This is a genomic window from Streptomyces sp. NPDC051684 (assembly GCF_044453445.1).
In the GTDB taxonomy this organism is placed as follows: domain Bacteria; phylum Actinomycetota; class Actinomycetes; order Streptomycetales; family Streptomycetaceae; genus Streptomyces.
Genome location: NZ_JBITCS010000031.1, coordinates 13934 through 40183 on the forward strand (window position 1 = coordinate 13934; position 26250 = coordinate 40183).

Here is a 26250-nt window from a genome sequence, read left to right on the forward strand (position 1 = left end):
TCCCCTGTCACGCGGCCGTCACGTCCCCCTCACCCGGCCTGTCCGCGCCCACGACCGCCCGCCGCAGGTGCTCGGCCGTGAACGAACCCTCCGCGTCGAGCAGTTGGGCCGGTGTGCCCTCGAAAAGCACCTCGCCGCCGTGCCGGCCGCCCTCGGGGCCCAGATCGATGATCCAGTCCGCCCGCCGGACCACGTCGAGGTTGTGCTCGACGACGACCACGGTGTTGCCCGCGTCGACGAGCCGGTCGAGCAGCGCCACGAGCTCGTCGACGTCCGCCATGTGCAGGCCGGTGGTCGGCTCGTCCAGGACGTACGTCGCCGCGGAGCGGTGCAACTGGGTGGCCAGCTTGATGCGCTGGCGCTCGCCGCCGGACAGCGTGCTCAGCGGCTGGCCGAGCGTGAGATAGGTGAGGCCCACGTCGCGCAGCGCGCGCAGCCGGCGGCCTACGCCCTTGTCGTCGAGGTCCGCGAAGTAGTCGAGGGCCTGCGCCGCCGTCATGTCGAGCAGGTCGGCGACATTGCGCCCGCGCACGGTGAGGGCGAGCACCTCCTCCTTGAAGCGCCGCCCGCCGCAGGCCTCGCACACCGTGGTCACCGGGTCCATGAACGCGAGGTCGCTGTAGATCGTGCCGCGCCCCTCGCAGTGCTCGCAGGCCCCGCCCGAGTTGAAGCTGAACAGGCCCGGCTCGGTGCCGGTCTCGCGCGCGAACACCTTCCGTACGGTGTCCATGATCCCGAGATACGTCGCCGGGGTGGAGCGCCCGGAGATCCCGATGGACGACTGGTCGACGACCACCGCCTCCGGGTGCGCCGCGCGGAACGCCCCGGAGACGAGGGAGCTCTTTCCGGACCCGGCGACCCCGGTGACGGCGGTGAGCACCCCGGTCGGCACCCGCACGGTGACGTCCTTGAGGTTGTGGACCCGGGCGCCCTCGACCCGCACATGGCCGGTCGCGGAGCGCGGTCGCTCCTTCACCCCGCCTGTGCGGCGCAGGCAGCGGCCGGTGAGCGTGTCCGCGCGCCGCAGCGCGCCCGGCGTGCCCTCGAACACCACGCGCCCGCCGTCCGCCCCGCCCGCGGGACCCATGTCGACGACGTGGTCGGCGACGGCGATGACATCGGGGTCGTGCTCGACGACGAGCACGGTGTTCCCCTTGTCGCGCAGCCGCAGCAGCAGTTCGTTGAGGCGTCCGACGTCGCGCGGGTGCAGTCCCACGCTCGGCTCGTCGAAGATGTACGTCATCCCGGTCAGGCTGGAGCCCAGGTGCCGCACGGTCTTCAGGCGCTGCCCCTCGCCGCCGGACAGCGTCGACGTCTCCCGGTCGAGGCTCAGATAACCGAGGCCGATCGCCTCGATGCGCTCCAGGGCGGTGACGGCAGCCTCGGCGATGGGCCCGGCCACGGCGCCCTTGATGCGGCGCAGCACGGGGATCAGCTCGCCGACCTCCATGCGCGCGCACTCGGCGATGCTCAGGCCCTCGACGCGGGTGGCGAGCGCGGCGGCGTTCAGGCGCGCCCCGTCGCACACCGGACAGGTGCCCTCGGTCAGATACCGGCCGACCAGGTCGCGCGTGCGCTGGCTCAGCGTCGACAGGTCCCGGTTGAGGTACAGCCGCTCGAAGCGGTCGGCGAGCCCCTCGAAGCCGATGTCGCGGCGTCCGCCAGTGTTCGCGACGTTCACCGAGCGCCCGCGCCCGCGCATCAGGAACTCCCGCTCGTCGGCGGTGAACTCGCCCACGGGCTTGGCGGTGTCGAGGTCGGTGGTGTTCGTGTACGTCTGCCCCTGCCAGGTCCCGACGGCGAACGGTGGGAACAGCACCGCGCCGCCCGCGAGGGACTTCGACGGGTCGAGGATGCGGGTGTAGTCGGGGCGCACGGTGCGCCCGAGCCCGTCGCACTCCGGGCACATCCCGCTCGGGTCGTTGAACGAGTACGCGGTCGCGGGCCCCGCGCTGGGCGTCCCGTGCCGCGAGAACAGCACCCGGATCACCGAGTACACATCGGTCATCGTGCCCACCGTGGACCGCGAGTGCCCGCCGATCGGCTTCTGGTCGACGACGATCGCGGGCGTCAGCTCCTCCAGCGCGTCCGCGTGCGGCTTCTCGTACTTGGGCAGCCGGTTGCGGACGAACCAGGTGTACGTCTCGTTGAGCTGCCGCTGCGACTCCACGGCGATGGTGTCGAAGACGACGGAGGACTTGCCGGAGCCGCTGACCCCCGTGAAGACGGTGAGCCGGTTCTTCGGGATACGCAGGGTGACGTCCCGCAGGTTGTTCTCGCGGGCGCCGACGATGTGCAAGTACGTCATGACAGCGACGCTAGGCGGAATACCCGACAGTCTATGTCGGGTATTCCGCCGCATTTCTACGCGTCGAGGTCGAGCCACCGCGTGATGCCGATGGACTCAAGGAACGGCATGTCGTGGCTCGCCACGATCAGCGCGCCCTCGTACGACTCCAGGGCCGACGTCAGCTGGGCCACGCTCGCGAGGTCCAGGTTGTTCGTCGGCTCGTCCAGCATCAGCAGCTGCGGGGCCGGCTCGGCCAGCATCAGCGCGGCGAGTGTGGCCCGGAACCGTTCGCCGCCGGACAGGGTTCCGGTGGGCTGGTCCGCGCGCGCCCCCTTGAACAGGAAGCGGGCGAGCCGCGCCCGCACCCGATTGTTCGTGGCCTCGGGCGCGAACCGGGCCACGTTCTCGGCGACGCTCAGCCCGTCGTCCAGGACGTCGAGCCGCTGCGGCAGGAAACGCAGCGGCACGTGCGCCTCCACCTCGCCCTCGACCGGTGCGAGCTCGCCCGCGATGGTGCGCAGCAGCGTCGTCTTGCCCGAGCCGTTGCGGCCGAGTAGCGCGATCCGCTCGGGCCCGCGCAGTTCGACCTCGCCCGCCAGCCGCGCCCCGTACGCCGTCGTGATGTTGTGCAGGCACAGCACGGAGCGGCCCGGCGGCACGGCCGTGTACGGCAGGTCGACGCGGATCTCGTCGTCGTCGCGCACCGCCTCCACAGCCTCGTCGAGGCGCTCCTTCGCCTCGGCGAGCTTCTCCTCGTGCAGGATGCGGTGCTTGCCCGCGGAGACCTGGGCCGAGCGTTTGCGCAGCTTCATCACCGCCCTCGGTTCGCGCTTGATGTCGTACATCTTCTGGCCGTACCGCTTGCGCCGGGCCAGCTTGACGTGGGCCTCGGTCAGCTCGTTCTTCTGCTTCTTCAGATCGGACTCGGCGACCCGCACCATCCGCTCCGCCGCCTCCTGCTCGGCGGCGAGCACCTCCTCGTACGCGGAGAAGTTCCCGCCGTACCAGGTGACCTCGCCGTCGCGCAGATCGGCGATCTGGTCGACGCGGTCGAGGAGTTCACGGTCGTGGCTGACCACGATCATGATCCCGGACCAGCCCTCCACAGTGGCGTACAGCCGCTGTCGGGCGCGCAGGTCGAGGTTGTTGGTGGGCTCGTCGAGCAGCAGCACGTCGGGGCGGCGCAGCAGGAGCGCGGCGAGCCGCAGCAGCACGGACTCGCCGCCCGAGACCTCGCCGATCGTGCGGTCCAGGTCGATGCGGCCGAGGCCGAGCTCGCCGAGCATGGCCCGCGCCCGCTCCTCGACGTCCCAGTCGTCGCCGACCGCGGTGAAGTGCTCCTCCCGTACGTCGCCGGCCTCGATGGCGTGCAGCGCGGCGCGGGTGTCGGCGATGCCGAGCGCCTCGTCGACGCGGAGCGCGGTGTCGAGGGTGACGTTCTGCGGCAGGTACCCGACGTCGCCGGAGACCCGTACGGTGCCGTCGGCCGGGGTCAGCTCGCCGGCGATCAGCTTCAGCAGGGTCGACTTCCCCGACCCGTTGAGGCCGATGAGGCCGGTGCGGCCGGGGCCGAAGGCGACCTGGAGGCCGTCGAAGACGCCGGTGCCGTCGGGCCAGGCGAAGTCGAGTGCGGTGCAGGCGACGGAGGCGGGGGAGGCGTGCGAAAAGCTCTGTGGATGTGACATGAGGCGGCCTCGCGGTTGCTCGGTGTGAACGGTGGGATGCAACGCGTTCGAGACACCGCGGGGGCACGAAAGGGCCTGCAGCGGAGGACGGCTCGGAAGGACCGAGGTCGTACACACGACGGCACGGACACGCGAGGGCGTGTCATGCGCGGTGTCTCAAGACCTCAGTCGAGCAACGTCCTTCTCCTGTCGACGGCAACAGAACCGTCAATCAAGGTAGAAGCACCGGCCGGAGCCGTCAAAGGATTTAACAGGCGTCCCGCAGCAGCTCCTCCAGGTCGCCGTCCACGTCCACGTGCGCCGCCTCCTCGCCGACCGGCACCAGGTCCGTCGTCTCCGCCAGGAAGCGGCGCAGCTCGCCGGTGCGGATGTGCACGATCGCCGTGCCCTCCGTGGCGTGGAACTCCAGGACCGTGCGGTCGTATCCGTACGGCTTCACCCGCACGTCGCCGTCGCCCGCCGGGTCCGTCACGCCGACGGCGAGCAGGTCACGGGCGAAGGTCCAGCTCACGGCGACGCCTTCGAGGGTGGCCGGGGCCGGGAAGGACATGCGCACGGCGAACGGGTCGCGCACGTCGTAACGCAGGGTCGCCGGAATGTGCGCCATGCGCGGCGCGGCGGCGACAAGACGGGCCTCGACGGCTTGCTCGATGACGGACAACGCCTGCTCCCTTGTGACGGCTGGACGGTGGGACCACTGCACGGCCTCATATGAATAGACGGCGGAATGAGGGAATCCGTGCGCCTGAACCCGGTCGAAATCGAGTGACCTCTGTCACCGGTTTCAACCGTGGTGCAGGTGTGGCAGTCGGCACTGGCGAGTTGACGGGTGCGTCAATTCCCGTACAAACGTGATCCATGGGCCGCCCGGACCCTTGTGGGCGACGTTGAAGTGTGCATGATCTATTGGCTATGGCTACCGCCGAGGAGAGCGCAGCGATCGGGCTGCGAGGGCTGCGCAAGACGTTCGGCGCGGTGCGTGCCGTGGACGGGATCGACCTCGACATCGCGGAGGGCGAGTTCTTCTCGCTGCTGGGGCCCTCCGGATCCGGGAAGACGACCGTGCTGCGCCTCGTCGCCGGTTTCGAGAACCCCTCGGGCGGCGCGGTCCACCTCGCGGGCGAGGAGGTGACCCGGCGCGCGCCCTTCTGGCCGCCGGGGCGCTGCACCGCAGCCCCCGGCTGCGCCTGTCCCTGCTGCTCGCCGCGCCGCTGACCTGGCTGGTCGTCGCCTACCTCGGCTCGCTCGCGGTCCTGTTCCTGTCCGCCCTGTGGACCACCGACCCGTTCACCTCGGACATCGTGCGGACGTGGACGCCGGACAACCTCAAGGCGCTGTTCACGACCGGCGTGTACCGCCAAGTCGCCCTGCGCACAGTGGGAGTGGCTCTCGGCGTCACGGCGCTGTGCATCGTCATCGCCTTCCCGATCGCCTTCTGCACGGCGCGCGTCGCGAAGCCGCGGTGGCGTCCGCTCCTCGTGGTCGCGATCCTCACGCCGCTGTGGGCGAGCTATCTGGTCAAGGCGTACGCGTGGCGGGTCATGCTGGCCCAAGGCGGCCTACTGGACTGGCTGTTGAAGCCGTTCGGCCTGAACGCGCCCGGCTACGGGCTTGTCGCGACGGTCCTCGTCCTTACCTACCTCTGGCTGCCGTACATGATCCTGCCGATCCACGCCGGCCTGGAACGCGTCCCCGACAGCATGCTCGACGCCTCCGCCGACCTCGGCGCCCGCGCCTGGCGCACCTTCCGCACGGTGCTGTTCCCGCTCGTCCTGCCGTCGGTCGCGGCGGGCTCGGTCTTCACCTTCTCGCTCAGCCTCGGCGACTACATCGCGGTCCAAATCGTGGGCGGCAAGACGCAGTTGATCGGCAACCTCGTCTACGCGAACATCACGCTCGACCTGCCGCTGGCGGCGGCGCTCGGCACCGTACCGGTCGTGGTGATCGTCCTGTATCTGTTGGCGGTGCGCCGCACGGGCGCGCTCGGCAGCCTCTGAAGGAGGTCGGATGCACCTCTCCCGCCCGGCCCGCATCGCGCTCCGCGTCGGCGCCCTGCTCGGCTTCGCCGTCATCTACGTCCCGCTGCTCCTGGTCGTCGTCAACTCGCTTTCGCGGTGGTCCTGCCGATCGCGCTGCCCGGCATCGTCACCGGCGTCGCCCTCAACACGGCCTTCCGTACGGTCCTTGAGCCCATCGGTATCGGGCTCGGCCTGTTCACGGTGGTCGTCGGGCACGCCACGTTCTGCGTCGTGGTCGTCTTCAACAACGTCGCGGCCCGGCTGCGGCGCCTGGCCGGCTCGTACGAGGAGGCGGCGATGGACCTCGGCGCCGACACCTTCCGCACCTTCCGGGACATCACGTTCCCGCTGATGCGCTCGGCGCTCGCGGCGGGCGGCCTGCTCGCGTTCGCGCTCTCCTTCGACGAGATCGTGGTGACGACGTTCACGGCGGGCGCGGGCGTCCAGACCCTGCCCATCTGGATCTTCTCCAACATGTCCCGCCCCCAGCAGGCCCCCGTCGTCAACGTGGTGGCCGTCGTCCTCGTCCTGCTGTCCGTGATCCCCGTGTACGTGGCGCAGCGGCTGTCGTCGGACACGGCGGCGGGCAGCAGGGTGTGACTACTTCAGCGTGTCCGCGAAGAGCGGCACCACGTGCTTCAGTGCGTACCGCACCGACAGGACGGAGTCGGTGGCGAACGCCGAGCTGATGTTCTTGTCGTCGAAGACGAGCGAGTGGCCCTTCTTTGCCGCCGGGATCGCCCGGTACAGCGGGTCGCTGCTGATCTTCTTCGCGGTGGTGCCGATGGGCGCCATCACCATGAGGTCGGCGTCCAGCATCTGGAGGTTCTCCTCCGACACGGGCACGGAGAACGCGCTGCCGGCCCTCTTCTCGACAGCCGGGTTGTTCTCGAAGCCGAGCCGTTCCACGAAGTCGACGCGACCGGTGCCGTGCACATGGGCGCCCCAGGACGAGGCGGTGCGCGAGCCGATCGTGATGGTCTTCCCCTTGAACTCCGGGTGCTCCTTCGCGGCCGCGGCGAACTCCTTCTCCGTGTCCGCGATCAGCTTCTCGCCCTTGTCGGCGAGGCCGAGCGCCTGGGAGACCATCGTGGTCTGCTTCTTCCAGGAGATCTTGTACTGGTCGCCGCCCTCGGGCACGCCGACCGTAGGCGCGATCTTGTTGAGGGTGTCGTAGCGTGTCTTGTCCCCGCTGGCCTTGGTGTCGAGGATGAGGTCCGGCTTGAGGACCGCGATCTTCTCGTACTCGGGCTCCAGCGTGCCGATCTTCTGCGGGGACTTGTCGTACGCGCCCTTGGCCCACGGCCCGACGCCGTCGCCGCCGAACGCCAGCCAGTCGCTCGCCCCCACGGGCTGCACGCCGAGCGCGAGCGCCGTTTCCGCGTCGCCCCAGCCGAGGGCGACGACCCGCTTGGGCCGCTCCTTGACCGTGACGGTGCCGAACTTGGTGGCCACCTTCGAGGGGAAGGCGCCGGAGGTCTTCTGGCCGGAGTCGTCGGACGCGTCGCTCTTCTCGGCTCCGCAGGCGGCGAGCGAGCCGGTGAGGACGAGGGCGGCGGCGCCGACGAGAAGTCTGCGAGGGGTGGTGAGGGGCATGGTGTGTGTTCTCTCTACAAAGGGTGCGGAGGTGGGGCTACCGGATGTGGTGGCGGCCCATCGGGACGATCAGCGGGGTGCCGGACGCCGGGTCGGGGATGACGGTGCTGCGCAGCCCGAAGACCTCGTCGACGAGGGACTCGGTCACGACATCGCGCGGCGCGCCCTCGGCGACGATCCGGCCGTCCTTCATGGCGATGAGGTGATCGGCGTAGCGGCAGGCCAGATTGAGGTCGTGCAGGACGACGACGAGGGTGACGCCGCGCTCCCGGTTGAGGTCGGTCAGCAGGTCGAGGACGTCGAGCTGGTGGCTGATGTCGAGGTAGGTGGTCGGCTCGTCGAGCAGCAGCACGTCCGTCTCCTGCGCGAGCGCCATCGCGATCCATACGCGCTGGCGCTGGCCGCCGGAGAGCTGGTCGAGGGGCCGGTCCGCGAGGTCGAGGACGTCGGTCGCGTGCAGGGCGGCGGCGACCGCCTCGTCGTCGCCGGGCGTCCAGCGGCGGAACCAGCCCTGGTGCGGGTAGCGTCCTCGGCCCACCAGATCGGCGACGGTGATGGAATCGGGCGCCACCGGCGTCTGCGGCAGCACACCGAGCACGGCGGCGACGTCCTTGGTCGACGTCTGCTGGATGTCGCGCCCGTCGAGCAGGACCGCGCCGTCGGTCGGGGTCAGCAGCCGGGCCATCGAGCGCAGCAGCGTCGACTTGCCGCAGGCGTTCGGACCGACAACGACCGTGATGCGGCCCGCCGGGATGTCGGCATCGAGGCCGGAAATGATCCGCCGCTCGCCGTAGCCGAGTTCGAGGCCGCGGGCCTGCAAGGTGTGCGGGGATGCCACGGTCTTCTCCTTGATGGTGGTCATGGTCAGCCGCCCGTCCCCGCGCGGTTGGACCGGGCGAGCAGCCACAGCAGATACGGGGCGCCGATCACGCTCGTCACGATGCCGACCGGCAGCTGGGTGCCGGACAGCAGGTGCTGCCCCACGAAGTCGGCGACCGTCACGAGCAGCGCCCCGGTCAGGGCGGACGGCAGCAGGGCCGCGCCCTGGCCCGGCACCAGGCGGCGCGCGATCGGCGCGGACACGAAGGCGACGAAACCGACCGGGCCCGCGGCGGCGGTGGCCACGCCGGCGAGGGCGGTGGCGCAGGCGAGGAGGGCGAGCCGGTCCCGCTCGACGCGGGCGCCGAGTCCGCCGGCGGTGTCGTCGCCGAGCTGCAGCGCGGTGAGGGCGCGGGAGGCGAGAGCGGTCAGCGGAAGCAGCAGCACGGCAGCCCCGAGCAGCGGCCAGAACTGGGGCCAAGACCGCCCGTTGAGGCTTCCGGCCAGCCACAGGAACGCGGTCTGCGCTTCGGTCACGTCGGAGCGGGTCATCTGGTACGAGATGAGGCTGGACAGGCCGGTGCCGACGCCGAGCCCGATGAGGACGAGCCGGTAGCCGGTGACGCCCTTGCGCCAGGCGAGCAGATAGACGGCGGCTCCCGTCACCAGCGCGCCGACAAGCGCGACGGCCGACAGGGACGGTCCGCTCAGCCCGGCGATCGCCCCGGCGAGCACGGCGACGGCGCCCGCGCCCGAACTCACGCCGATGATGTCGGGGCTGGCCAGCGGATTGCGCAGCAGCGTCTGGAAGACGGCGCCGGACAGCCCGAAGCAGCAGCCGACCAGGAGTGCCAACAGGGCCCGGGGGAGCCGGAGTTCTTGGATGACGAACAGGGTGCCGCTGTCGCCGCCGCCGAACAGGGTACGGACGACGTCGGTCAGCGGGAGCGTGTAGTCGCCGAAGCTGAGCGAGACGCACAGCGCGGCGAACGCGGCCGCGGCGAGCGTCGCGCTCACGGCGCCGAACCGGGCGCGCCCCCGGCGGCGTACGGCGGCGACGCGTCCGACGGCGGGACGCAGTTCGGTGTTCACAGCTCGACCACTTTCCTGCGGCGTACCAGGACGACGAAGGGGATCGCGCCGAGCGCCGCCGTCATGACGCCGACCTGCACCTCGCCGGGGTGTGCGACGAGGCGTCCGGCGACGTCGGCGAGGAGCAGCGCGGAAGGTGCGATGAGCGCGCTGTACGGCAGGATCCAGCGGTGATCGGGGCCGGTGACCAGGCGCGCGGCGTGCGGGACGGCGAGCCCGACGAAGGCGATCGGGCCCGCGACGACGGTCGCCGCCCCGCACAGCAGGACCACGCAGGCCGCCGCGCCGAGCCGGGCGAGCGCGATCCGCTGGCCGAGGCCGCGCGCGGTGTCGTCGCCCAGGGCAAGGGTGTTGAGCTGCGGCCCGAGGGTGAGCGCGAGCACGGCGCCGACGGCGATGAACGGCAGCGCCTGCCACAGCACTTCGGGCTCGCGCCCGGTGAGCGAGCCGACCTGCCAGAACCGGAACTGGTCGAAGGTGCGGCTGTCGGTGAGCAGCATGGCGCTGGTCACCGAGCCGAGGGCGGCGGCCACGGCGGCGCCGGCCAGGGCGAGTTTCACGGGCGTCGCGCCGTCCCGGCCGAGGCTGCCGACGCCGTATACGAGGACGGCGGCGAGGCAGGCGCCGAGGAAGCCGAACCAGATGTACTGCGAGGGGTCGCTCAGCGAGAGCACGCTGATGGCGAAGACGACGCAGACGGAGGCGCCGGCGTTGACGCCCAACAGGCCGGGATCCGCCAGCGGGTTGCGGGCCACGCCCTGCATCACGGTGCCCGCGAGCCCGAGCGCCACTCCCGCGAGGAGCCCGGCGGCCGTGCGCGGGACACGGACCTCACGCACGATCAGCTGCGCCCGGTCTGCGTGGTCGGGGTGGAACAGGCCCGCCACGACATCGCCGAGCGGGACGTCGCCGGAGCCGACGGCGAGGCTGAGCAGGAGGGCGCCCCCGAGGACGAGGGAGACCGGCAGCAGTCCCGCGAGCAGGGGGCCGCGGGGTCTTCGCGCTATGAGTGGCACCGTTCTGTCCTGTTCACCTTTGTCACCGCGCAGCGGCAGGCGCCGGAACCGGGCGCTCCGAACGTTAGGGTAGCCTAACCTAACATCGGATAAGGTGCGAGAATCAACCACCCCGGACCCAGGAGTCGGCTTGTCGCACGTCACGGACACCCTCGCGCCCCGATCGCCCCGACTGCCCGAAGGGTACGAGGAGTTGCGCTCCCCGACCCTGCTGCGCGAGCTCCTCGGCGAGCCGTGGCCCATCGTGATCGAGAAGGTGCACGCGGAACTCACCGAGAAGGACCGGGAGTTGCTGGCCCGCTCGCCGTTCTGCCTGGTCTCGACGTCCGACGCGGACGGCAACTGCGACACGTCGCCGCGCGGCGACGCCCCCGGCTTCGCGCACGTCGTCGACGACCGCACGATCGCCCTGCCGGACCGCCCAGGCAACCGCCGCGGCGACAGCTTCCACAACATCCTGCAGAACCCGCACGCGGGCCTGCTCTTCCTGATACCCGGCGCCAAGGACGTCCTGCGCATCAACGGCAGGGCCCGCATCCTCACCGCCGCCCCCTTCTTCGCGGACATGGCGGTGAAGGGCCAACCCCCGACCCTGGCCCTGCTCCTGGACATCGACGAGATCTACCTCCACTGCCCCCAGTCGCTGAACCGGGCGGGGGTGTGGCGGCCGGAGACGTGGGAGGGCGGGGCGGCCTGAGCCCGCGCGGGCCCTACAGCCCGGCCAGTCGGGCGAGTCGCAGTGCGGCGTGGATGCGGAACCGCGCGGGGCCGTTGAGGTCCTGGCCCATCAGTCCGGCGGCCTGGTTGAGGCGGTAGTAGAGCGTGGTGCGATGCACGTTCACGGCCGCGGCGGCCGCGTTCACATCCCCTTGGCGGTCGAGGTAGGTGAGCACGGTCCGGGCCAGGGGCGCGCGTTCCTGGCCGAGGATCCTCGCGACGCCCGGATCGATCGCGGCGACGCCGTCGGGGCTCCACTCGTACGTGTAGAACAGCCGGTACTCGCCGAGCGTCTTCCAGCAGGCCTGCCGCCCCAACTCCGGTACCCGGGCCGCCACCCGCGCGGCGAACCCGGCCTCGCGGATCGCCGTGGGGAGTCCGTCGGCGGTGTCCCGCAGTGGCCCGCTGAGGCCCGCCGCTTCAATGGGCGTGCCCTGGCGGACCGCCACCTGGTGCCTCACTGCAGTTCTTCGTCGACTCGACCGTGCAGCACTTCGTGGCGCGCCTCCTGATGGGCTGGTCCTGTTCGTCGCCCGCCTCGGCCTGCCCGAGTCGCCGCGCTGGCTGTGGAACCAGGGCCGCAAGAAGGAAGCCCTCGACATCGCTCACCAGTGCATGGAGAGCGCCGCCGACATGAGCGACGTCGAGCACGAGGACACTCATGCGGGCACCTTCGGGATGCTGTTCTCCCGGCAGTACTGGCGGACCACGCTCTTCGCGTCGGGCTTCTGGTTCTGCGCCGTCACGCCGTACTTCGCGATCGCCACCTTCGCCGACAGCGTGCTGCAGAAGTACGGCCTCGGCGGCGGGATCGCCGGCGGCGTCGGCCTCTCCGCGGTCTCCGTCGTCGGCGTCACGATCACGGTGCTGTTGATCGACAGGCTCGGCCGCCGCGCGCTGACCGTCCCGCCGCAGTGGATCTGCACCGGACTCCTCGCGCTCATCGGCCCGTGGGTGGGCGCCCCGCCGATCGCCGTGCTGGCCCTGTTCCTGGCGTTCTCGTTCTTCACCGCCGTGTACGGCACGCTGACCAGCGTGTATCCGGGCGAGGTGGTCCCGACCGAAATCCGCGGCATCGGAACGGGATTCTCGTCCGCCGTCAGTCGGATGGGAGCGGCCCTCGGCACGTTCCTGCTGCCGTGGTCGATGACGAATCTCGGTACCACGGTGACGATGCTGATCGCCGCCGGCGTCGCGGCGGTCGGCGCGGCACTGTCCCAGTGGCTGGCCCCCGAAACCAACGGAGTACGTCTCACCGAGGCTTCCGCCGGAACCGCGGAGAACAAATACCGGAAAGGCCGCGAAACGGCGGCCCCACGTCCCGAAGTCGCACGCTGACTCAACCCAGGAAGGAAAAGAAGAATGGCGGAACTGGACTGGCACGCCGAACGCGCGGACCTGGAGGACCTGGCTCAACTCGACCGGGAACCCGACGACGAGGGAATCGACCTGGAATCGGTGCGCCGCTACCGGCTGAACAGGGTCCGGGCCCAGATGGCGGAGCTGGGTGTGGACGCGGTGATCCTGTCCGACCCCGTCAACATCCGCTACGCCACCGGGGCGCGGAACATACAGGTCTTCTCCATGCGCAACGCCCCCTCGCGCTACCTGCTGCTCACCCAGGAGCGCTCCGTCCTCCACGAGTTCACCGGGTGCCTGCATCTGGCCGAGGGCCTCGCAACCATCGACGAAGTACGCCCGGCCAGGACAGCCGGCTTCGTGGCCGCGGGCCCGCACATCGCCGCGTTCGAGCGCGCTTGCGGGTCGTGGACGCCCAGTACGCGGTGGAGATGGCGCGAGCCGTCAAGTCCGCCGAGGAGCTGAAGTGCGTCAAGGCGTCGCTGCGGGCGACGGAGCGCGGCGTGGGCGCGCCGCGCGACGCCATCCGGCCGGGCCTGAGCGAGGCCGAACTGTGGTCGGTCCTGCACCAGTCGGTCATCGTCCAGAACGGCGACCACGTCGAGACCCGGCTGCTGAACGCGGGGCAGCGGACCAACCCCTGGTTCCAGGAGACGAGCGAGAACGTCATCGGGACCAATGAACTCATCGCGCTCGACACCGATGTCGTGGGCTGCCACGGGTATGACTCGGACTTCTCCAGTACCTTCCACGCGGGCCCGGGAAAGCCGACCCAGGAACAGCGGACGCTCTACCAGGTCGCGTACGAGCAGCTGCACCACAACATGTCCGTCCTCCGCCCCGGCATGGGAATTCGGGACTACGCGCGGGAAGCCTGGGACATTCCCGAGCGGTACTACGCGAACAGGTACTACCTGTCGGCCCACGGCTGCGGAATGACGGGCGAATACCCGTACCTCTACCACGAAGGCGATTTCCCCGATTCCGGATACGACGGAGAGATCGTGCCCGGCATGACGATCTGCGTGGAGAGCTACATCGGACTCGAAGGCGGCGACGAAGGCGTGAAGCTCGAAGAGCAGCTCCTGATCACCGAAACCGGCACGGAAGCCCTCTCGCGGTTCCCGTTCGAAGAGGAACTCCTGATCCCAACGACAAGCCCTAGTCCGGCCGGTCCTGGGGCCGCCCGGACGACGGCGGGCGCCGGCCGACGGGCGCCCGCCTAGACTTGCCCGCGTACGCAGGCCGGCAGCAGAACAGGAGTGGCAGTGGTGGCAGGGGCAAGGCGGTTCGACGACCCGTCCGCCGATGTGCTCGCCGAGGCGGCCGAGGCGTTTGCGTTGCTTGCGTCGCCGGTGCGGCTGCACATGGTGTGGGCCCTCGCCCAGGGCGAGAGCGATGTGAGCGGGCTCGCCGAGCGGGTCGGCGGTGCGCTGCCCGCCGTCAGCCAGCACCTGACCAAGCTGAAGCTCGCGGGCCTCGTACGGTCCCGGCGCGAGGGCCGCCGCCAGGTGTACTACGTCGACGATCCCGAGGTCGTGAGCGTGGTCCACCTCATGATCGGCCAGCTCGCCGAGCGCGCCGAGCAGGCGCAGGCGCCGGTGCGCCGCCTGCGTGGCGCCGGGGCCTGAAGGCCGCCGCGTGGCCGTTTCCGAACCGGCCGAGCGGACCGGAGCGCTGCCGCAGCCGCGTACCGCACCCGAAGGTCCGACCGCGCTGCAGACGCTGCGTGCCCTGGACACGGGGCCGCGCGGACTGACCACGCACGAGGCCGAGGAACGGCTTGCCCGGTACGGGGGCAACACGCTGCCCACCGCCCGCCGGCCCTCCTGGCCGCTGCGGATGTGGCGCAGCCTGCGCGACCCGTTCACCACCGTGCTGTTCTGCCTCGGACTCGTCTCCGCTCTCGTCGCCTCCTGGGGCACGGCCTGCGTGATCCTCGCCCTGGTGATCGTCAGCGCCGTGCTGCGCGCGCACGGGGAGTACCGCGCCGACCGGGCGGGCGCCGGGCTGCGCGAACTGGTAGCGGGCACCGCGAGCGTCCAGCGCCGCGACAGCTCCGGCGAAGAGCCGCGGGTGCGCGAGATCCCCGTCGACGACCTCGTGCCCGGCGACGTGGTGCGCCTCGCGCCCGGTGCCCTCGTCCCCGCCGACGTACGTCTGTTGAAGGCGCGCGGCCTCACCGTGCACCAGGCCGCCCTGACCGGCGAGTCCGCGCCCGTGCCGAAGGAACCGGCCGACGTGCCGGACGGGGACGGCGAGGGGCATCTGCTGTTCCAGGGCAGCAGCGTCGCCTCCGGCAGCGGCACCGCGGTCGTCCTCGCGACCGGCGCCGACACCCGCTTCGCCGCCGTGCACGGAGCGCGCCGCGAACGCCCGGCGAGCGCCTTCGACCGCAGCGTGCACGGCATCTCGTGGGTGCTGATCCGCTTCATGCTGCTGACCCCGCCGCTGGTGCTCATGGCGAACGCGGCCGTGCGCGGCCGGGGCCTGGAGACCCTGCCGTTCGCGGTGGCCGTCGCCGTCGGCCTCACCCCCGAGATGCTGCCGGTCATCGTCACCATCTGCCTGGCCCGCGGCGCCTCCCTGCTCGCCCGCTCGCACGGCGTCATCGTGCGCCGCCTGCCCGCGCTGCACGACCTCGGCGCCGTCGACGTGCTGTGCGTCGACAAGACCGGCACCCTCACCCGCGACCAACCCGCCGTCGACATCGACCGCACCGACCCCGAGGCCCTGCACTGGGCGGGCGCCTCCGCCTGGTGGACCCTGCAGACCGCCGAACTCACCGACCCCGACCCGCTCGACGAGGCGCTGCTCGCGGCCACCGGACCCGAGGACTGGGAGGCGTACGACGGGATCGACGCGCTGCCCTTCGACCCGTTGCGCCGCCTGGCCACCGCCGTCGTCAGGGAACCGGGCACCCTCGGCGTGCACGTGCTCGCCGTGAAGGGCGCCGTCGCCGAGGTCCTGGAACGCTGCGCGCTCGACGAGGACGAGCGGGCCGCGCTGCACGAGCGGGCCGGGGAGCTCGCGGCCGAGGGCGTCCGGCTGCTCGCGGTGGCCACCGCCGAGCGCCCCGCCCGCACCCGCGGCTACACCCCGGCCGACGAACGCGGCCTGGCCTTCCGCGGCTTCGTCGCCTTCCACGACGCCCCCGCCGACACCGCGCTGGACGCCGTGGCCGCCCTCGGCGAGCGCGGCGTCACCGTCAAGGTGCTCACCGGCGACCACCCGGCCACCGCCACCCGCGTCTGCCGCGACGTGGGCATCGAGCCCGGCGAGGTCGTCGTCGGAGCCGACATCGAGCATCTCGACGACGAACGCCTCGGGGAACTCGCCGACCGCACCGCTGTCTTCGCCCGCTGCACCCCCGAGCACAAGGCCCGCGTCATCGCCGCCCTGCGCGGCCGCGGCCACACCGCCGGATTCCTCGGCGACGGCGTCAACGACCTGCCCGCCCTGCGCGCCGCCGACGTCGGGGTGTGCCCCGCGGGCGGCGTCGACGTGGCCCGGGAGAGCGCGCACGTCGTGCTCGCCGACAAGGACCTCACCGCGCTGGAGCACGCCGTCGTGGCGGGCCGGCACTCCAGCGCCAACATCGCCTCGTACCTGCGCATCACGCTCTCCTCCAACCTCGGCAACGTGATCGCGATGCTCGCGGCGGGCCTGCTGCTGCCGTTCCTGCCGATGCTGCCGCCGCAGGTCCTCGTGCAGAACCTGTGCTTCGACGCGGCCCAGCTGGCGCTCGCCTTCGACCGGCCGCGAACGGCCGTGCTGCGCCGCCCCACCGTGCTGCGGCCCCGGCCCTTCCTGCGCTTCATCACCGGGTTCGGCGTCCTGGGCGCGCTCGCCGACATCGCGACCTTCGGCGCGCTCGCCCTGTGCCTGCCCGGCTCCCTCGACCTCGGCGACCAGCAGGGCTTCCACGCGGGCTGGTTCACGGAGAACCTGCTCACCCAGGCCCTCGTGATGCTGTTGCTGCGCACCGGCCGCCGCACCGCCGAGGGCCGCACACCGGGCCCCGTGCGCTGGGCGGCGACGGGCCTCGCGGCCGTCGGCATCCTGCTGCCGCTGACCCCGCTCGGCCCGTGGCTCGGCGTCTCGGGCCTGCCGCCGCTCTACTACCCGCTGCTCGCGGCGGTCCTCGTGGCGTACGCGCTCGCGCTGGTCCTGCTGCGGCGCAGAGCCGGCTGGGCGGACCGCCCGTAGGACGCCCGTAGGCGGCCGGGCCCCTCACCCGTAGGACAGGTGGGAGCAGATGTCCTGGTCCGCCGAGCGCGCGGTGTCGGCGACCCCGGACGGCACCGCCGTCGGGGTCGGCGTCGGCGAGGCCGCGCTGCCGGGCCGGTAGTCCGCGCCGAGGACCACGCCGATGCCCGGGGTGGTGCCCGCGGTCAGTTCGGCGTGGGGGAAGAGCCGGGCGACGGCGGAGGCGTGGGCCTTCTCGCCGGGGCCGTAGGTGATGGTCGTGGTGGCGCGGGCCCGGTCGGCGGCGTTGCCCGTCACCGGCACGGTGAAGCCGCGGCCGGTCAGCGCCGCGGCGGCGTCGGCGGCGAGGCCGGGGGTGGCGGTGCCGTTGTAGACGGTGACGGAGACGCCCTTGCCGTTCACCTCCTCGGTGGCGCTCGGACTGGGCGATGCCCCGGCCTTGGCGGATCCGGAGCCCTTCTTCCCGCTCGCGTCCTTGCCGTCGAGCGTGCGGTCCTCCTTGAGCGCCGCCCACAGCGCGTCGGCGTCCGGGTGCACGACGGCGACACGATCACCCTCGTACTCCCAGGGGATGGTGACGAACTTGGTGTTGTGCAGGTCGACGTTCTTCAGGGACATCGCGAACGCGAGCAGCTTGTCCGCCGAGCCCAGGCCGGGGTCGACGGTCATCGACTTCGTCGCGGCGTCGGCGAGCGGCAGCAGCTTCGTCGGGGTGAAGCCGTCGGACTTGATCTTCTTGATGAGGCTGGAGACGAAGGACTGCTGGCGCTGGATGCGGCCGATGTCGGAACCGTCGCCGATGCCGTGCCGGATACGGACGTAGTCGAGCGCCCGCTGCCCGGCGACGGTCTGCTCGCCCTTCTTGAACAGGCGCCTGCCCTGCGTGGCCCGGTTCGGGTTGAGGTCCTTCTGGTAGACGTCGTTCGGCAGGCACACCCGCACACCGCCGACCACGTCGGTCAGCTGCGAGAAGCCCTTGAAGTCGACGACGACGGTGTGGTCCACGCGCAGCCCGGTGAGCTGCTCGACCGTGTTCTGGGTGCAGGCCGGATTGCCCTCGGCGGTCTGGCCCGTCGTGTACGCCGCGTTGAACATCACGTTGGTGCGCGTGTCGCTCCACGTGCCGTCCGGCAGCCTGCACGGCGGGATGGTGACCAGGGTGTCGCGCGGGATGGAGACTCCGACGGCGTGCCGGTGGTCGGCGTAGACGTGCAGCAGGAACGCGGTGTCGGAGCGGCCGATGTCGTGCTTGTCGCCGCCACCGAGGTCGCTGTTCCCGCCGGTGCGCGCGTCCGTGCCGATGACCAGCACGTTCTCGCCCTTGGACGCGTCGGCGTCGGGGCGGTTCCTGGACAGGCCGTCCGAGCCGAACGTGTCGATGTTCCCGTTCAGCTTCAGATACAGCCACCCGGCCCCGCCGGTGATCAGGACGAGCATCGCGAGGCCCGTCACGAGAGTGATCCGCAGTCGGCTGCGCTTGCGCCGTCGCCCCATGCCCCTGCCCTTGCTGTCGGTCCACCCGTTGGTTGTACAGTTGCGCAATGTAGCAAGCGCGACTGTGGGGGTGGCACGTCCACCCCGGTCGCGGTCCGACCACGGCAAGAGGTGAACGCCATGTTCCGCAACGCACTGGAGCCCTGGCACCTGCTGGTCCTGGGCGTCGTGATCATCGTGCTCTTCGGGTCCAAGAAGCTGCCGGACACCGCACGCTCCCTGGGCAAGTCTTTGCGCATTCTCAAGAGCGAGACGAAGGCCATGAAGGAGAGCGACGAGACCGCGACACCACTTTAAGCTTTGCGCAAGTGTTGGAAATGATGGAGGTAGTAGCAGTGGGAGTTTCCCTGGGCAAGGGCGGCAATGTCTCGCTCAGCAAGGCGGCGCCGGGACTGACCGCGGTCACGGTCGGCCTGGGCTGGGACGTGCGCACGACGACGGGTACCGATTACGACCTCGACGCGAGCGCCCTGCTGTGCGATGCGGCCGGAAAGGTGCTCTCGGACGGGCACTTCGTCTTCTACAACAACCTCACCAGCCCGGACGGCTCCGTCGAGCACACCGGGGACAACCTCACCGGTGAGGGCGAGGGCGACGACGAGAGCATCAAGGTGAATCTCGCCGGGGTGCCCGCCGAGGTCGACAAGGTCGTCTTCCCGGTGTCGATCCACGACGCCGAGCCGCGCGGCCAGAGCTTCGGCCAGGTGCGCAACGCGTTCATCCGCGTCGTGAACCAGGCGGGCGGCGCCGAGATCGCCCGCTACGACCTCTCCGAGGACGCCTCCACCGAGACGGCGATGGTCTTCGGCGAGCTGTACCGGCACGGCGCGGAGTGGAAGTTCCGCGCCGTGGGCCAGGGGTACGCCTCGGGCCTGGCCGGCATCGCGCAGGACTTCGGCGTCAACGTCTGAGGCACGCGCCGCCGCGCCGCCGCCCGCCCCGCGAAGCCGGGCGGGCGGCGCCGCGCACCCCATGCCATTCGACCGCCCGACCAGAAAGCACCGCATGTCCGTGAACCTGGCCAAGGGCCAGCAGATCAGTCTCAGCAAGGACACCGGCGACGCCCTGACCCTCGTACGGATGGGACTCGGCTGGCAGGCCGCGCCCCGCAAGGGCTTCCTCGCCAAGCTGACCGGCACCCGTGAGATCGACCTCGACGCCTCCGCCGTGCTCTTCTCCGGGCAGAGCTACGTCGATGTCGTCTACTTCCGCCACCTCGTCAGCGAGGACTGCTCGGTACGGCACAGCGGCGACAACCTCGTGGGTGGCACAGGACAGGTCGACGACGAGTCCATCACCGTCGACCTCCCGCGCGTCCCGGACGAGGTGGACCAGATCGTCTTCACCGTGAACTCGTTCACCGGGCAGACCTTCGCCGAGGTGGGCAGCGCGTACTGCCGCCTCGTCGACGAGACCACCGGGCAGGAACTCGCCCGCCACACCCTCGACGGCGGCGGCAGCCACACCGCGCAGATCATGGCCAAGGTGCAGCGCGAGGGCGCCGGCTGGAAGCTCAGAGCGATCGGGGAGCCGGCCGCGGGCCGGACCTTCCAGGACCTGATGCCCGCGATCACCCGCCACCTGTGAGCCTGACGGCGGCCCCCGCCGCCCGCACGCGGGTGGCCGCGGCCAAGAGCCGGGACGCGTTCTACGACAACGCCAAGTACCTGGCGATCGTGCTGGTCGCGATGGGGCACGCGTGGGAGCCGCTGCGCGACGACAGCCGCGCGGCGGCCGCGCTCTACACCACCGTCTACGCGTTCCACATGCCCGCGTTCATCGTCATCTCCGGCTACTTCTCGCGCTCCTTCGACGCGAGCCCCGGCCGGCTCAAGCGGCTGATCACGGGCGTGGCCGTGCCGTACGTGGTGTTCGAGGTCGCCTACACCCTCTTCAAGCGCACGGCGGGCGACGACCCGGACTACCCGATCAGCCTGCTCGACCCCTGGTACCTGACCTGGTTCCTGATCGCGCTGTTCGTGTGGCGGCTGACCACACCGCTGTGGAAGGTGATCCGGTGGCCGCTGCCACTGGCCCTGGCCATCGCGGCGCTCGCCTCCGTCTCGCCCAGCATCGGCGACGACCTCGACCTGCAACGCGTCCTGCAGTTCCTGCCGTTCTTCGTCCTCGGCCTGTGCCTGAAGCCGGAACACTTCCAGTTGGTGCGCCGCAAGGAGGCGCGGATCCTCGCGGTGCCGGTCTTCGCGGCGGCCCTGCTGTTCGCGTACTGGGCGGTGCCGCGGATGAATGCGGCCTGGTTCTACCGGCGGGACAGCGCCCAGGAGTTGGGCGCGCCCGGCTGGACCGGTGTGGCGATGACGCCGGCCATGTTCGGCTGCTCGGCGATCCTCGTCGCGTGCTTCCTCGCGTGGGTTCCGGGGCGCAGGCTGTGGTTCACGGCGCTCGGCGCGGGGACGCTCTACGGCTATCTGCTGCACGGCTTCCTCGCCAAGGGCTCCCGCTTCTGGGACTGGTACGAGGTCGACTGGGTGCACACCCCGTGGGGCGAGATCGTGGTGACGCTCGCCGCGGCGGCCGTGATCACGGCGCTGTGCACACCACCGGTCCAACGCGCCTTCCGGTTCGTCATGGAGCCGAGGATGAAGTGGGCGTTCAAACGGGAGCCCGAAAGCAGCGGCTAGGGTCGGGCCCATGGTGACGATCACGGGGGTACCGGCCGGCTGGCCTGCCGACGAGGACGCGGCGCGCGGCGTGCAGGACGCGCTGCGCGACCGCGTCGTACGAGACGAGGCCGGGCCGCCCCCGGGCACCGGCACGGTCACCGGGATCGACGTCGCCTACGACGACGAGCGGGGCGTCGTCGCCGCGGCCGCCGTCGTCCTGGACGCGGCGACGCTCGCCGTCGTCGAGGAGGCGACGGCCCTCGGCGAGGTCGCCTTCCCCTACGTTCCCGGCCTGTTGGCGTTCCGCGAGATCCCGGCGGTCGTGGGTGCGCTGGAGGCGCTCACCCATGACCCCGGGCTCGTCGTCTGCGACGGCTACGGGCTCGCGCACCCGCGCCGCTTCGGCCTCGCCAGCCACCTCGGGGTGCTGACCGGGCTGCCCACCATGGGAGTCGCGAAGAACCCGTTCGTCTTCTCCCACAGCGAGTTGGGCGCGCGCCGGGGGAGCGCGGCGGCGCTGCTCGACGGCGTCGAGGAGGTCGGCCGCGCGCTGCGCACCCAGGACGGCGTGAAACCGGTGTACGTGTCCGTGGGTCACCGGGTCTCGCTCGACAACGCGTGCGCGCACGCGTTGTCGCTCACACCGAAGTACCGCGTCCCGGAGACGACCCGCCGGGCGGACCGCCTGTGCCGGGACGCGCTCGCGGCACACGTGGGGGACGCGCTCAGCGTTCGGCCGCGACCCGGAACGTGATCCCGGCCTTGGTCAGCCGCTCGATGAGGGCGTCACCCATGGCCTCGACCGTGGTCACCTGCCCCGCGGTGTCCGGGAGTTCGTCGCGCACGAGGCACATCGCGGACTCGGCGAGCATCTTCGCGGTCTCGCTGTAGCCTGGGTCGCCGCCGGAGACCTCGGTGTAGACGCGGCGCCCGCCGCCCTCGCCCACGAACCGCACCGAGAACCAGCTCTTGGCCCGGCGTGCCTCGTCGGGTCCCTCGCCCGGCTTGAGTCGCCCGCCCAACCATCGGCGCACCGGCGGTACTTGGGCCGCGGCGAACAGCGTGCTCATGCCGACCACACCGCCCACCGCGAACGGCAGCGTCTTCACGGCCGCGTAGTGCCGATAGCGGAAGTCGGGGCCGTAGCGTGCGACGGCCCGCGCCGAGCGCTGCACGATCTGCGGGTCGATCGTCGGCAGCGGCAGGGCCCAGGCGCCGACCTCCTTGGCGTAGTGCGGGGCGCCCGTCGGCGCGTACGCCGTGCGGTCGATCGGGCGCGGCTCGTGGCGGCGCCGCTCCTGCTGGGCCGCGAGCATCTGGCGGGCCCGCGAGAACTGGTTCAGGGCGGAGCCGAACGTGCCGCCGGAGAACGTAGCGTTCGACCGCACGAAACCGTCGACGCGCAGCGGCACGCCCTCCGGCAGCTGCTTGACGGTGTAGTACGCGCCCAGGTCGTGCGGGATGGAGTCGAAGCCGCAGGCGTGCACGATGCGGGCACCGGTGTCGCGCGCCCGGGCGTCGTGGCGCACGTACATGCGGTCCACGAACTCCGGCTCACCGGTGAGGTCCACATAGTCGGTGCCCGCGCTCGCGCACGCGGCGACGAGCCCTTCGCCGTACTCCAGGTACGGGCCCACGGTCGTCGCCACCACCCGTGTGTTGACGGCGAGTTCGCGCAGCGACGCCCGCTCGGCGATGTCCACGCGCACCAGCGGGAGCACCGCGCACTCCGGGTTGATCTCGGTCAGCCGCTCGCGCAGCCGCTCCAGCTTCGTGGTGTCGCGCCCGGCGATCGCCCACCGCAGTCCCTCGGGCGCGTGGGCCGCGAGGTACTCGGCGGTGAGCACCCCCACGAACCCCGTCGCCCCGAACAGCACCAGGTCGTACGTCCTGCTCGACTCGTTCATGCCACCCCTCACCCGCGTCGTGTGCCGTTGCCGGTGGCCGAGGCTAGCGTGCACGGTGTGGCGAGGTCGGTGGGGGCCCTCCGTGGGCGGGCCCGGGGAGCCGGGTCAGGTGCGTTGGGCCGCGCTCGCGAGTTCCTTGAGGTCGACGGTGTCATCGGGCGAGGGCTCCTGCGGGCGCACCGCCTTGCCGTAGTCGCCGAAGGTGGCGCTGTTCGGGTTCTTGCCGCCGGACGACGTGGTGCGCAGGATGTACGGCTTGCCCTCGGCGGCGACGTAGAGCGACAGCGTCTCGCCCCCGGAGGTCTTCTTGGTGAGCCGGAGCGCCTTCGTGCCGTTCACGCTCGTCGTCCCGCTCTTCTTCATGCCCTGGCGCTCGGACTTGTCCTCGTCCATGGATGCGACGAGGCCCTGTTTGTCGCACATGCCCTGGGTCATCGAGTCGTCGGCCGGGGTCTTCACCCACTTGTCCTTGAGCTTCGGCACCAGCTTGGCGGCGCCGGGCTGCTGCTTCAGCGTCGCCTTCCAGTACTTCTCGTCGCCCCGTAGGTAGAGCGTGCCGTCGAGATGGCGCACATCGGCCGTCGTCCCGGCCATCTTGACGGTGCCCTCGCAGTTCTTTCGCTGGTCCACGGTGAGGTCGACGGTGACCTGCCCGCCCGTCTTCTGCTGCGTGGTGCCCTTCACATGCATCGAATCGGCCTGCCGCGTCGCCTTGACCGCGTCGGCCGCTATCCGGTCGGCGCTCTTGCCGGCGAAGGGTTGGTCCGATGCCTCCTTGTCGCCGTCGCCTCCGCAGCCCAGAAGTCCCAGAGCCGTGATTCCGGTGACCATCGTCAGTGCCATCAGTCGCCTGCCGTGCACCACTTCGTCTCCCTTCGCAGTTCTTGCAACTTTCGTGTGAAATCACCGAATACCCCTTTCGTGCGGGTGGTCACCGGAAGGGAGGTCGCCACTTGAGGCGCCCGGGGCGGGGCGGTCGGTGCCGCTCCGCGGCGCGCGGTGGAAAATTGGCTAAGCGCTTGCTCGTCAGGGGCTTGTGCCGACCGGGACGGGTTCATAGCATCACTGGTGTTACATCAGTTGTGTCACAAGCTGGGGGCGTCTCGGAATGGCAGTGGCAGGCACGGAAAGCGGTGGTCGGCGCGGTGGGCCGCTCGTCGGGGTGCGCGTGGTGGAGCTGGCCGGGATCGGTCCCGGGCCGTTCGCCGCGATGCTCCTCGCCGACCTCGGGGCCGACGTCGTACGCGTCGACCGGCCCGGCGGCCAGGCGCTCGGGGTTCCCCCGGAGTACGACGTCACGAACCGCAACAAGCGCTCCGTGGTCGTCGACCTGAAGGCCGAGGACGGGCCCGGGCGGGTCCTTGACCTCGCCGAGCGCGCCGACGTACTCATCGAGGGCTACCGGCCGGGCGTCGCCGAGCGGCTCGGTGTCGGACCCGAGGAGTGCCACCGCCGGAACCCGCGGCTGGTCTACGGCCGGATGACCGGCTGGGGTCAGGAGGGGCCGCTCGCCCAGCGCGCGGGCCACGACATCGGCTACATCGCGCTGACCGGCGCCCTCGGCCTGACCGGCGAGCCGGACCGGCCCCCGGTGGCCCCCGCGAACCTGCTCGGCGACTACGCGGGCGGCTCGCTCTACCTGGTCGTCGGCATCCTCGCCGCCCTGCACCACGCCCGTGACACGGGCTCCGGGCAGGTCGTCGACGCCGCGATCGTCGACGGCACCGCGCACCTCAGCACGATGATCCACGGGATGCTCGCGGCCGGCGGCTGGCAGGACCGGCGCGCCGCCAACCTCCTCGACGGCGGCGCCCCGTTCTACGGCACGTACGAGACGGCCGACGGCAAGCACATGGCCGTCGGCGCCCTGGAGCAGCAGTTCTACGCGGAGTTCGCCCAGCTGCTCGGGCTCGGCGAGGTGGCCGACGCCCGGGGCGATCTGGGCCGCTGGGACGAGCTGCGCGCCGCCGTCGCCGCCCGCTTCAAGGAGCGCACGCGGGACGAGTGGGCGGCCGTCTTCGAGGGCTCGGACGCCTGCGTGGCGCCCGTGCTCTCCCTCGGCGAGGCACCGCACCACCCGCACCTCGCCGCCCGCGGCACCTTCGTCGAGCACGGCGGCCTCACCCAGCCGGCACCCGCGCCGCGCTTCTCCGACACCCCGACCAGCATCCACTCGGGCCCCGCCCGGCCCGGCGCCGACACCAGTGCCGTCGCCCGCGACTGGGACGTACCCGCCCTGAACGAGCCCACCACGAAAGGCAGTTGATCGCGAGCATGGAACGACGCCTGTTCAGCGCCGAGCACGAGGCGTTCCGCGAGACCGTGCGCACCTTCCTCGCCAAGGAGGTGACGCCGCACTACGAGCAGTGGGAGAAGGACGGCGTCGTTTCCCGCGAGGCCTGGCTCGCCGCCGGACGCCAGGGGCTGCTCGGGCTCGCCGTGCCCGAGGAGTTCGGGGGCGGCGGCAACGCCGACTTCCGCTACCCGGCCGTCCTCGCCGAGGAGTTCACGCGCGCGGGCGCCTCGGGCCTCGCCGTCGGCCTGCACAACGACATCATCGGCCCGTACCTCACCTCGCTGGCCACCGATGAGCAGAAGCGGCGCTGGCTGCCCGGCTTCTGCGACGGCTCGATCATCAGCGCCATCGCCATGACCGAACCCGGCGCGGGCTCCGACCTCCAGGGCATCCGCACCGCCGCCGAGGACAAGGGCGACCACTGGCTGCTCAACGGCTCGAAGACGTTCATCTCGAACGGCATCCTCGCCGACCTCGTCATCGTCGTCGCCAAGACGACACCCGAGGGCGGCGCGCACGGTCTGTCCCTGCTCGTCGTCGAGCGCGGCATGGAGGGCTTCGAGCGCGGCCGCAACCTCGACAAGATCGGCCAGAAGGCGCAGGACACCGCCGAGCTGTTCTTCAACGACGTGCGCGTCCCGAAGGAGAACCTCCTCGGCGAGCTCAACGGCGCGTTCATCCACCTGATGACGAACCTCGCGCAGGAGCGCATGGGCATTGCGGTGGCCGCGATCGCCGCCGCCGAGCACCTCCTGGAGCTCACCACCCGGTACGTGAAGGAGCGCGAGGCATTCGGGCGCCCGCTCGCCACGAAGCAGCACATCCGCTTCGAGATCGCCGAGATGGCCACCGAGTGCGCCGTCACCCGCACGTTCCTCGACCGCTGCATCGAGGACCACTCGGACGGCACCCTCGACGCCGTGCACGCCTCCATGGCGAAGTGGTGGGCGACCGAACTGCAAAAGCGCGTCGCCGACCGCTGCCTCCAACTGCACGGCGGATACGGGTACATGACCGAGTACGCCGTCGCGAAGGCGTTCACCGACGGGCGCATCCAGACCATCTACGGCGGCACGACCGAGATCATGAAGGAGATCATCGGTCGCTCGCTGCTCTCCTGACCTCCCC

Annotated in this window: 25 protein-coding genes and 2 pseudogenes; 16 read left to right on the forward strand and 11 right to left on the reverse strand. The window is 71.3% G+C overall.

The window, feature by feature from the left end; all coding sequences use genetic code 11:
- Positions 1-7 precede the first annotated feature (7 nt).
- The 3 genes from ACIA8D_RS30775 to ACIA8D_RS30785 form a co-directional block, all read right to left on the reverse strand.
- Positions 8-2308, reverse strand: a complete 2301-nt coding sequence (locus ACIA8D_RS30775) for an ATP-binding cassette domain-containing protein (RefSeq protein ID WP_399237393.1) — start codon at positions 2306-2308, stop codon at positions 8-10.
- A gap of 56 nt (positions 2309-2364) precedes the next feature.
- The gene (locus tag ACIA8D_RS30780) at positions 2365-3975 is read right to left on the reverse strand and encodes an ABC-F family ATP-binding cassette domain-containing protein (RefSeq protein WP_399237394.1); all 1611 of its coding nucleotides are present in this window, start codon (positions 3973-3975) and stop codon (positions 2365-2367) included.
- A 247-nt stretch (positions 3976-4222) separates the two neighbouring features.
- Positions 4223-4582, reverse strand: a complete 360-nt coding sequence (locus ACIA8D_RS30785) for an SsgA family sporulation/cell division regulator (protein ID WP_399237470.1) — start codon at positions 4580-4582, stop codon at positions 4223-4225.
- Between the two features lie 305 nt (positions 4583-4887).
- Between ACIA8D_RS30785 and ACIA8D_RS30790 the strand changes: the two are divergent.
- From ACIA8D_RS30790 to ACIA8D_RS30800, 3 genes and pseudogenes are all read left to right on the forward strand, one after another.
- Positions 4888-5124 (forward strand): annotated as a pseudogene (locus ACIA8D_RS30790) (ATP-binding cassette domain-containing protein); the annotation flags it as partial.
- Positions 5124-5972 (forward strand): ABC transporter permease, encoded by an 849-nt coding sequence (locus tag ACIA8D_RS30795; protein ID WP_399237471.1) that lies wholly within the window; start codon positions 5124-5126, stop codon positions 5970-5972. The pseudogene ACIA8D_RS30790 and the gene ACIA8D_RS30795, both read left to right, overlap by 1 nt.
- Positions 5973-6089: 117 nt before the next feature.
- A complete protein-coding gene (locus tag ACIA8D_RS30800; RefSeq protein ID WP_399237396.1) occupies positions 6090-6593 on the forward strand; it encodes an ABC transporter permease in 504 nt (167 codons plus the stop codon).
- Here the strand turns inward: ACIA8D_RS30800 and ACIA8D_RS30805 are convergent, their stop codons facing one another.
- From ACIA8D_RS30805 to ACIA8D_RS30820, 4 genes are read right to left on the reverse strand one after another with little or no spacing between them, the layout of a single operon-like run.
- Positions 6594-7589, reverse strand: a complete 996-nt coding sequence (locus ACIA8D_RS30805; protein WP_399237397.1) for an ABC transporter substrate-binding protein — start codon at positions 7587-7589, stop codon at positions 6594-6596.
- A gap of 37 nt (positions 7590-7626) precedes the next feature.
- Entirely contained in the window at positions 7627-8451 is an 825-nt protein-coding gene (locus ACIA8D_RS30810; protein ID WP_399237398.1) for an ABC transporter ATP-binding protein, read from the reverse strand.
- A 2-nt stretch (positions 8452-8453) separates the two neighbouring features.
- Complete coding sequence (locus ACIA8D_RS30815; RefSeq protein WP_399237399.1) at positions 8454-9500, reverse strand: FecCD family ABC transporter permease; 1047 nt, start codon at positions 9498-9500, stop codon at positions 8454-8456.
- Complete coding sequence (locus tag ACIA8D_RS30820; protein WP_399237400.1) at positions 9497-10516, reverse strand: FecCD family ABC transporter permease; 1020 nt, start codon at positions 10514-10516, stop codon at positions 9497-9499. The genes ACIA8D_RS30815 and ACIA8D_RS30820 overlap by 4 nt, the downstream gene beginning before the upstream one ends.
- A 130-nt stretch (positions 10517-10646) precedes the next feature.
- Here ACIA8D_RS30820 and ACIA8D_RS30825 point away from each other — a divergent pair, with 130 nt between their 5' ends.
- Positions 10647-11213, forward strand: a complete 567-nt coding sequence (locus ACIA8D_RS30825; protein WP_399237401.1) for an MSMEG_1061 family FMN-dependent PPOX-type flavoprotein — start codon at positions 10647-10649, stop codon at positions 11211-11213.
- 13 nt (positions 11214-11226) lie between these two features.
- Here ACIA8D_RS30825 and ACIA8D_RS30830 read toward each other — a convergent pair whose 3' ends face one another.
- Positions 11227-11682: a helix-turn-helix domain-containing protein gene (locus ACIA8D_RS30830; protein ID WP_399237402.1), complete on the reverse strand. Its 456-nt coding sequence runs from the start codon at positions 11680-11682 to the stop codon at positions 11227-11229.
- On the opposite strand from ACIA8D_RS30830, the gene ACIA8D_RS30835 reads away from it, so the two are divergent.
- The 5 genes from ACIA8D_RS30835 to mgtA are packed head-to-tail and all read left to right on the forward strand — an operon-like array spanning position 11663 to position 16801.
- Positions 11663-12571, forward strand: a complete 909-nt coding sequence (locus ACIA8D_RS30835) for an MFS transporter (protein ID WP_399237403.1) — start codon at positions 11663-11665, stop codon at positions 12569-12571. The two genes, ACIA8D_RS30830 and ACIA8D_RS30835, sit on opposite strands and share 20 nt — an antisense overlap.
- Before the next feature lie 24 nt (positions 12572-12595).
- Positions 12596-13057 (forward strand): aminopeptidase P family N-terminal domain-containing protein, encoded by a 462-nt coding sequence (locus ACIA8D_RS30840; RefSeq protein WP_399237404.1) that lies wholly within the window; start codon positions 12596-12598, stop codon positions 13055-13057.
- On the forward strand, positions 13024-13818 hold the full coding sequence (locus ACIA8D_RS30845) for a M24 family metallopeptidase (protein WP_399237405.1): 795 nt from the start codon (positions 13024-13026) through the stop codon (positions 13816-13818). The genes ACIA8D_RS30840 and ACIA8D_RS30845 overlap by 34 nt, the downstream gene beginning before the upstream one ends.
- A 45-nt stretch (positions 13819-13863) precedes the next feature.
- Entirely contained in the window at positions 13864-14223 is a 360-nt protein-coding gene (locus ACIA8D_RS30850; RefSeq protein WP_399237406.1) for an ArsR/SmtB family transcription factor, read from the forward strand.
- Positions 14207-16801, forward strand: a complete 2595-nt coding sequence (gene mgtA / locus ACIA8D_RS30855; protein WP_399237408.1) for a magnesium-translocating P-type ATPase — start codon at positions 14207-14209, stop codon at positions 16799-16801. The genes ACIA8D_RS30850 and mgtA overlap by 17 nt, the downstream gene beginning before the upstream one ends.
- A gap of 24 nt (positions 16802-16825) precedes the next feature.
- Here mgtA and ACIA8D_RS30860 read toward each other — a convergent pair whose 3' ends face one another.
- On the reverse strand, positions 16826-18295 hold the full coding sequence (locus ACIA8D_RS30860) for an LCP family protein (RefSeq protein ID WP_399237409.1): 1470 nt from the start codon (positions 18293-18295) through the stop codon (positions 16826-16828).
- 120 nt (positions 18296-18415) lie between these two features.
- Between ACIA8D_RS30860 and tatA the strand changes: the two are divergent.
- The 5 genes and pseudogenes from tatA to ACIA8D_RS30885 form a co-directional block, all read left to right on the forward strand.
- Positions 18416-18577 (forward strand): annotated as a pseudogene (gene tatA, locus ACIA8D_RS30865) (Sec-independent protein translocase subunit TatA); the annotation flags it as partial.
- 53 nt (positions 18578-18630) lie between these two features.
- Entirely contained in the window at positions 18631-19206 is a 576-nt protein-coding gene (locus ACIA8D_RS30870) for a TerD family protein (protein ID WP_399237410.1), read from the forward strand.
- A gap of 94 nt (positions 19207-19300) precedes the next feature.
- Positions 19301-19882, forward strand: coding sequence for a TerD family protein (locus ACIA8D_RS30875; protein WP_399237411.1), 582 nt, complete (start codon positions 19301-19303; stop codon positions 19880-19882).
- Positions 19879-20937, forward strand: coding sequence for an acyltransferase family protein (locus tag ACIA8D_RS30880; protein ID WP_399237412.1), 1059 nt, complete (start codon positions 19879-19881; stop codon positions 20935-20937). Before ACIA8D_RS30875 ends, ACIA8D_RS30880 begins: the two co-directional genes overlap by 4 nt.
- Before the next feature lie 10 nt (positions 20938-20947).
- Positions 20948-21673, forward strand: a complete 726-nt coding sequence (locus ACIA8D_RS30885; RefSeq protein ID WP_399237413.1) for an endonuclease V — start codon at positions 20948-20950, stop codon at positions 21671-21673.
- Here ACIA8D_RS30885 and ACIA8D_RS30890 read toward each other — a convergent pair.
- Both ACIA8D_RS30890 and ACIA8D_RS30895 read right to left on the reverse strand, forming a co-directional pair.
- Complete coding sequence (locus ACIA8D_RS30890; protein WP_399237414.1) at positions 21645-22826, reverse strand: saccharopine dehydrogenase family protein; 1182 nt, start codon at positions 22824-22826, stop codon at positions 21645-21647. The genes ACIA8D_RS30885 and ACIA8D_RS30890 overlap by 29 nt on opposite strands.
- Before the next feature lie 105 nt (positions 22827-22931).
- Positions 22932-23687, reverse strand: coding sequence for a hypothetical protein (locus ACIA8D_RS30895; protein ID WP_399237416.1), 756 nt, complete (start codon positions 23685-23687; stop codon positions 22932-22934).
- A 247-nt stretch (positions 23688-23934) separates the two neighbouring features.
- Here ACIA8D_RS30895 and ACIA8D_RS30900 point away from each other — a divergent pair, with 247 nt between their 5' ends.
- Together ACIA8D_RS30900 and ACIA8D_RS30905 are read left to right on the forward strand one after the other, a co-directional pair.
- On the forward strand, positions 23935-25092 hold the full coding sequence (locus ACIA8D_RS30900) for a CaiB/BaiF CoA transferase family protein (RefSeq protein ID WP_399237417.1): 1158 nt from the start codon (positions 23935-23937) through the stop codon (positions 25090-25092).
- Positions 25093-25100: 8 nt separating this feature from the next.
- Positions 25101-26243, forward strand: coding sequence for an acyl-CoA dehydrogenase family protein (locus tag ACIA8D_RS30905; RefSeq protein WP_399237418.1), 1143 nt, complete (start codon positions 25101-25103; stop codon positions 26241-26243).
- Positions 26244-26250: the final 7 nt, after the last annotated feature.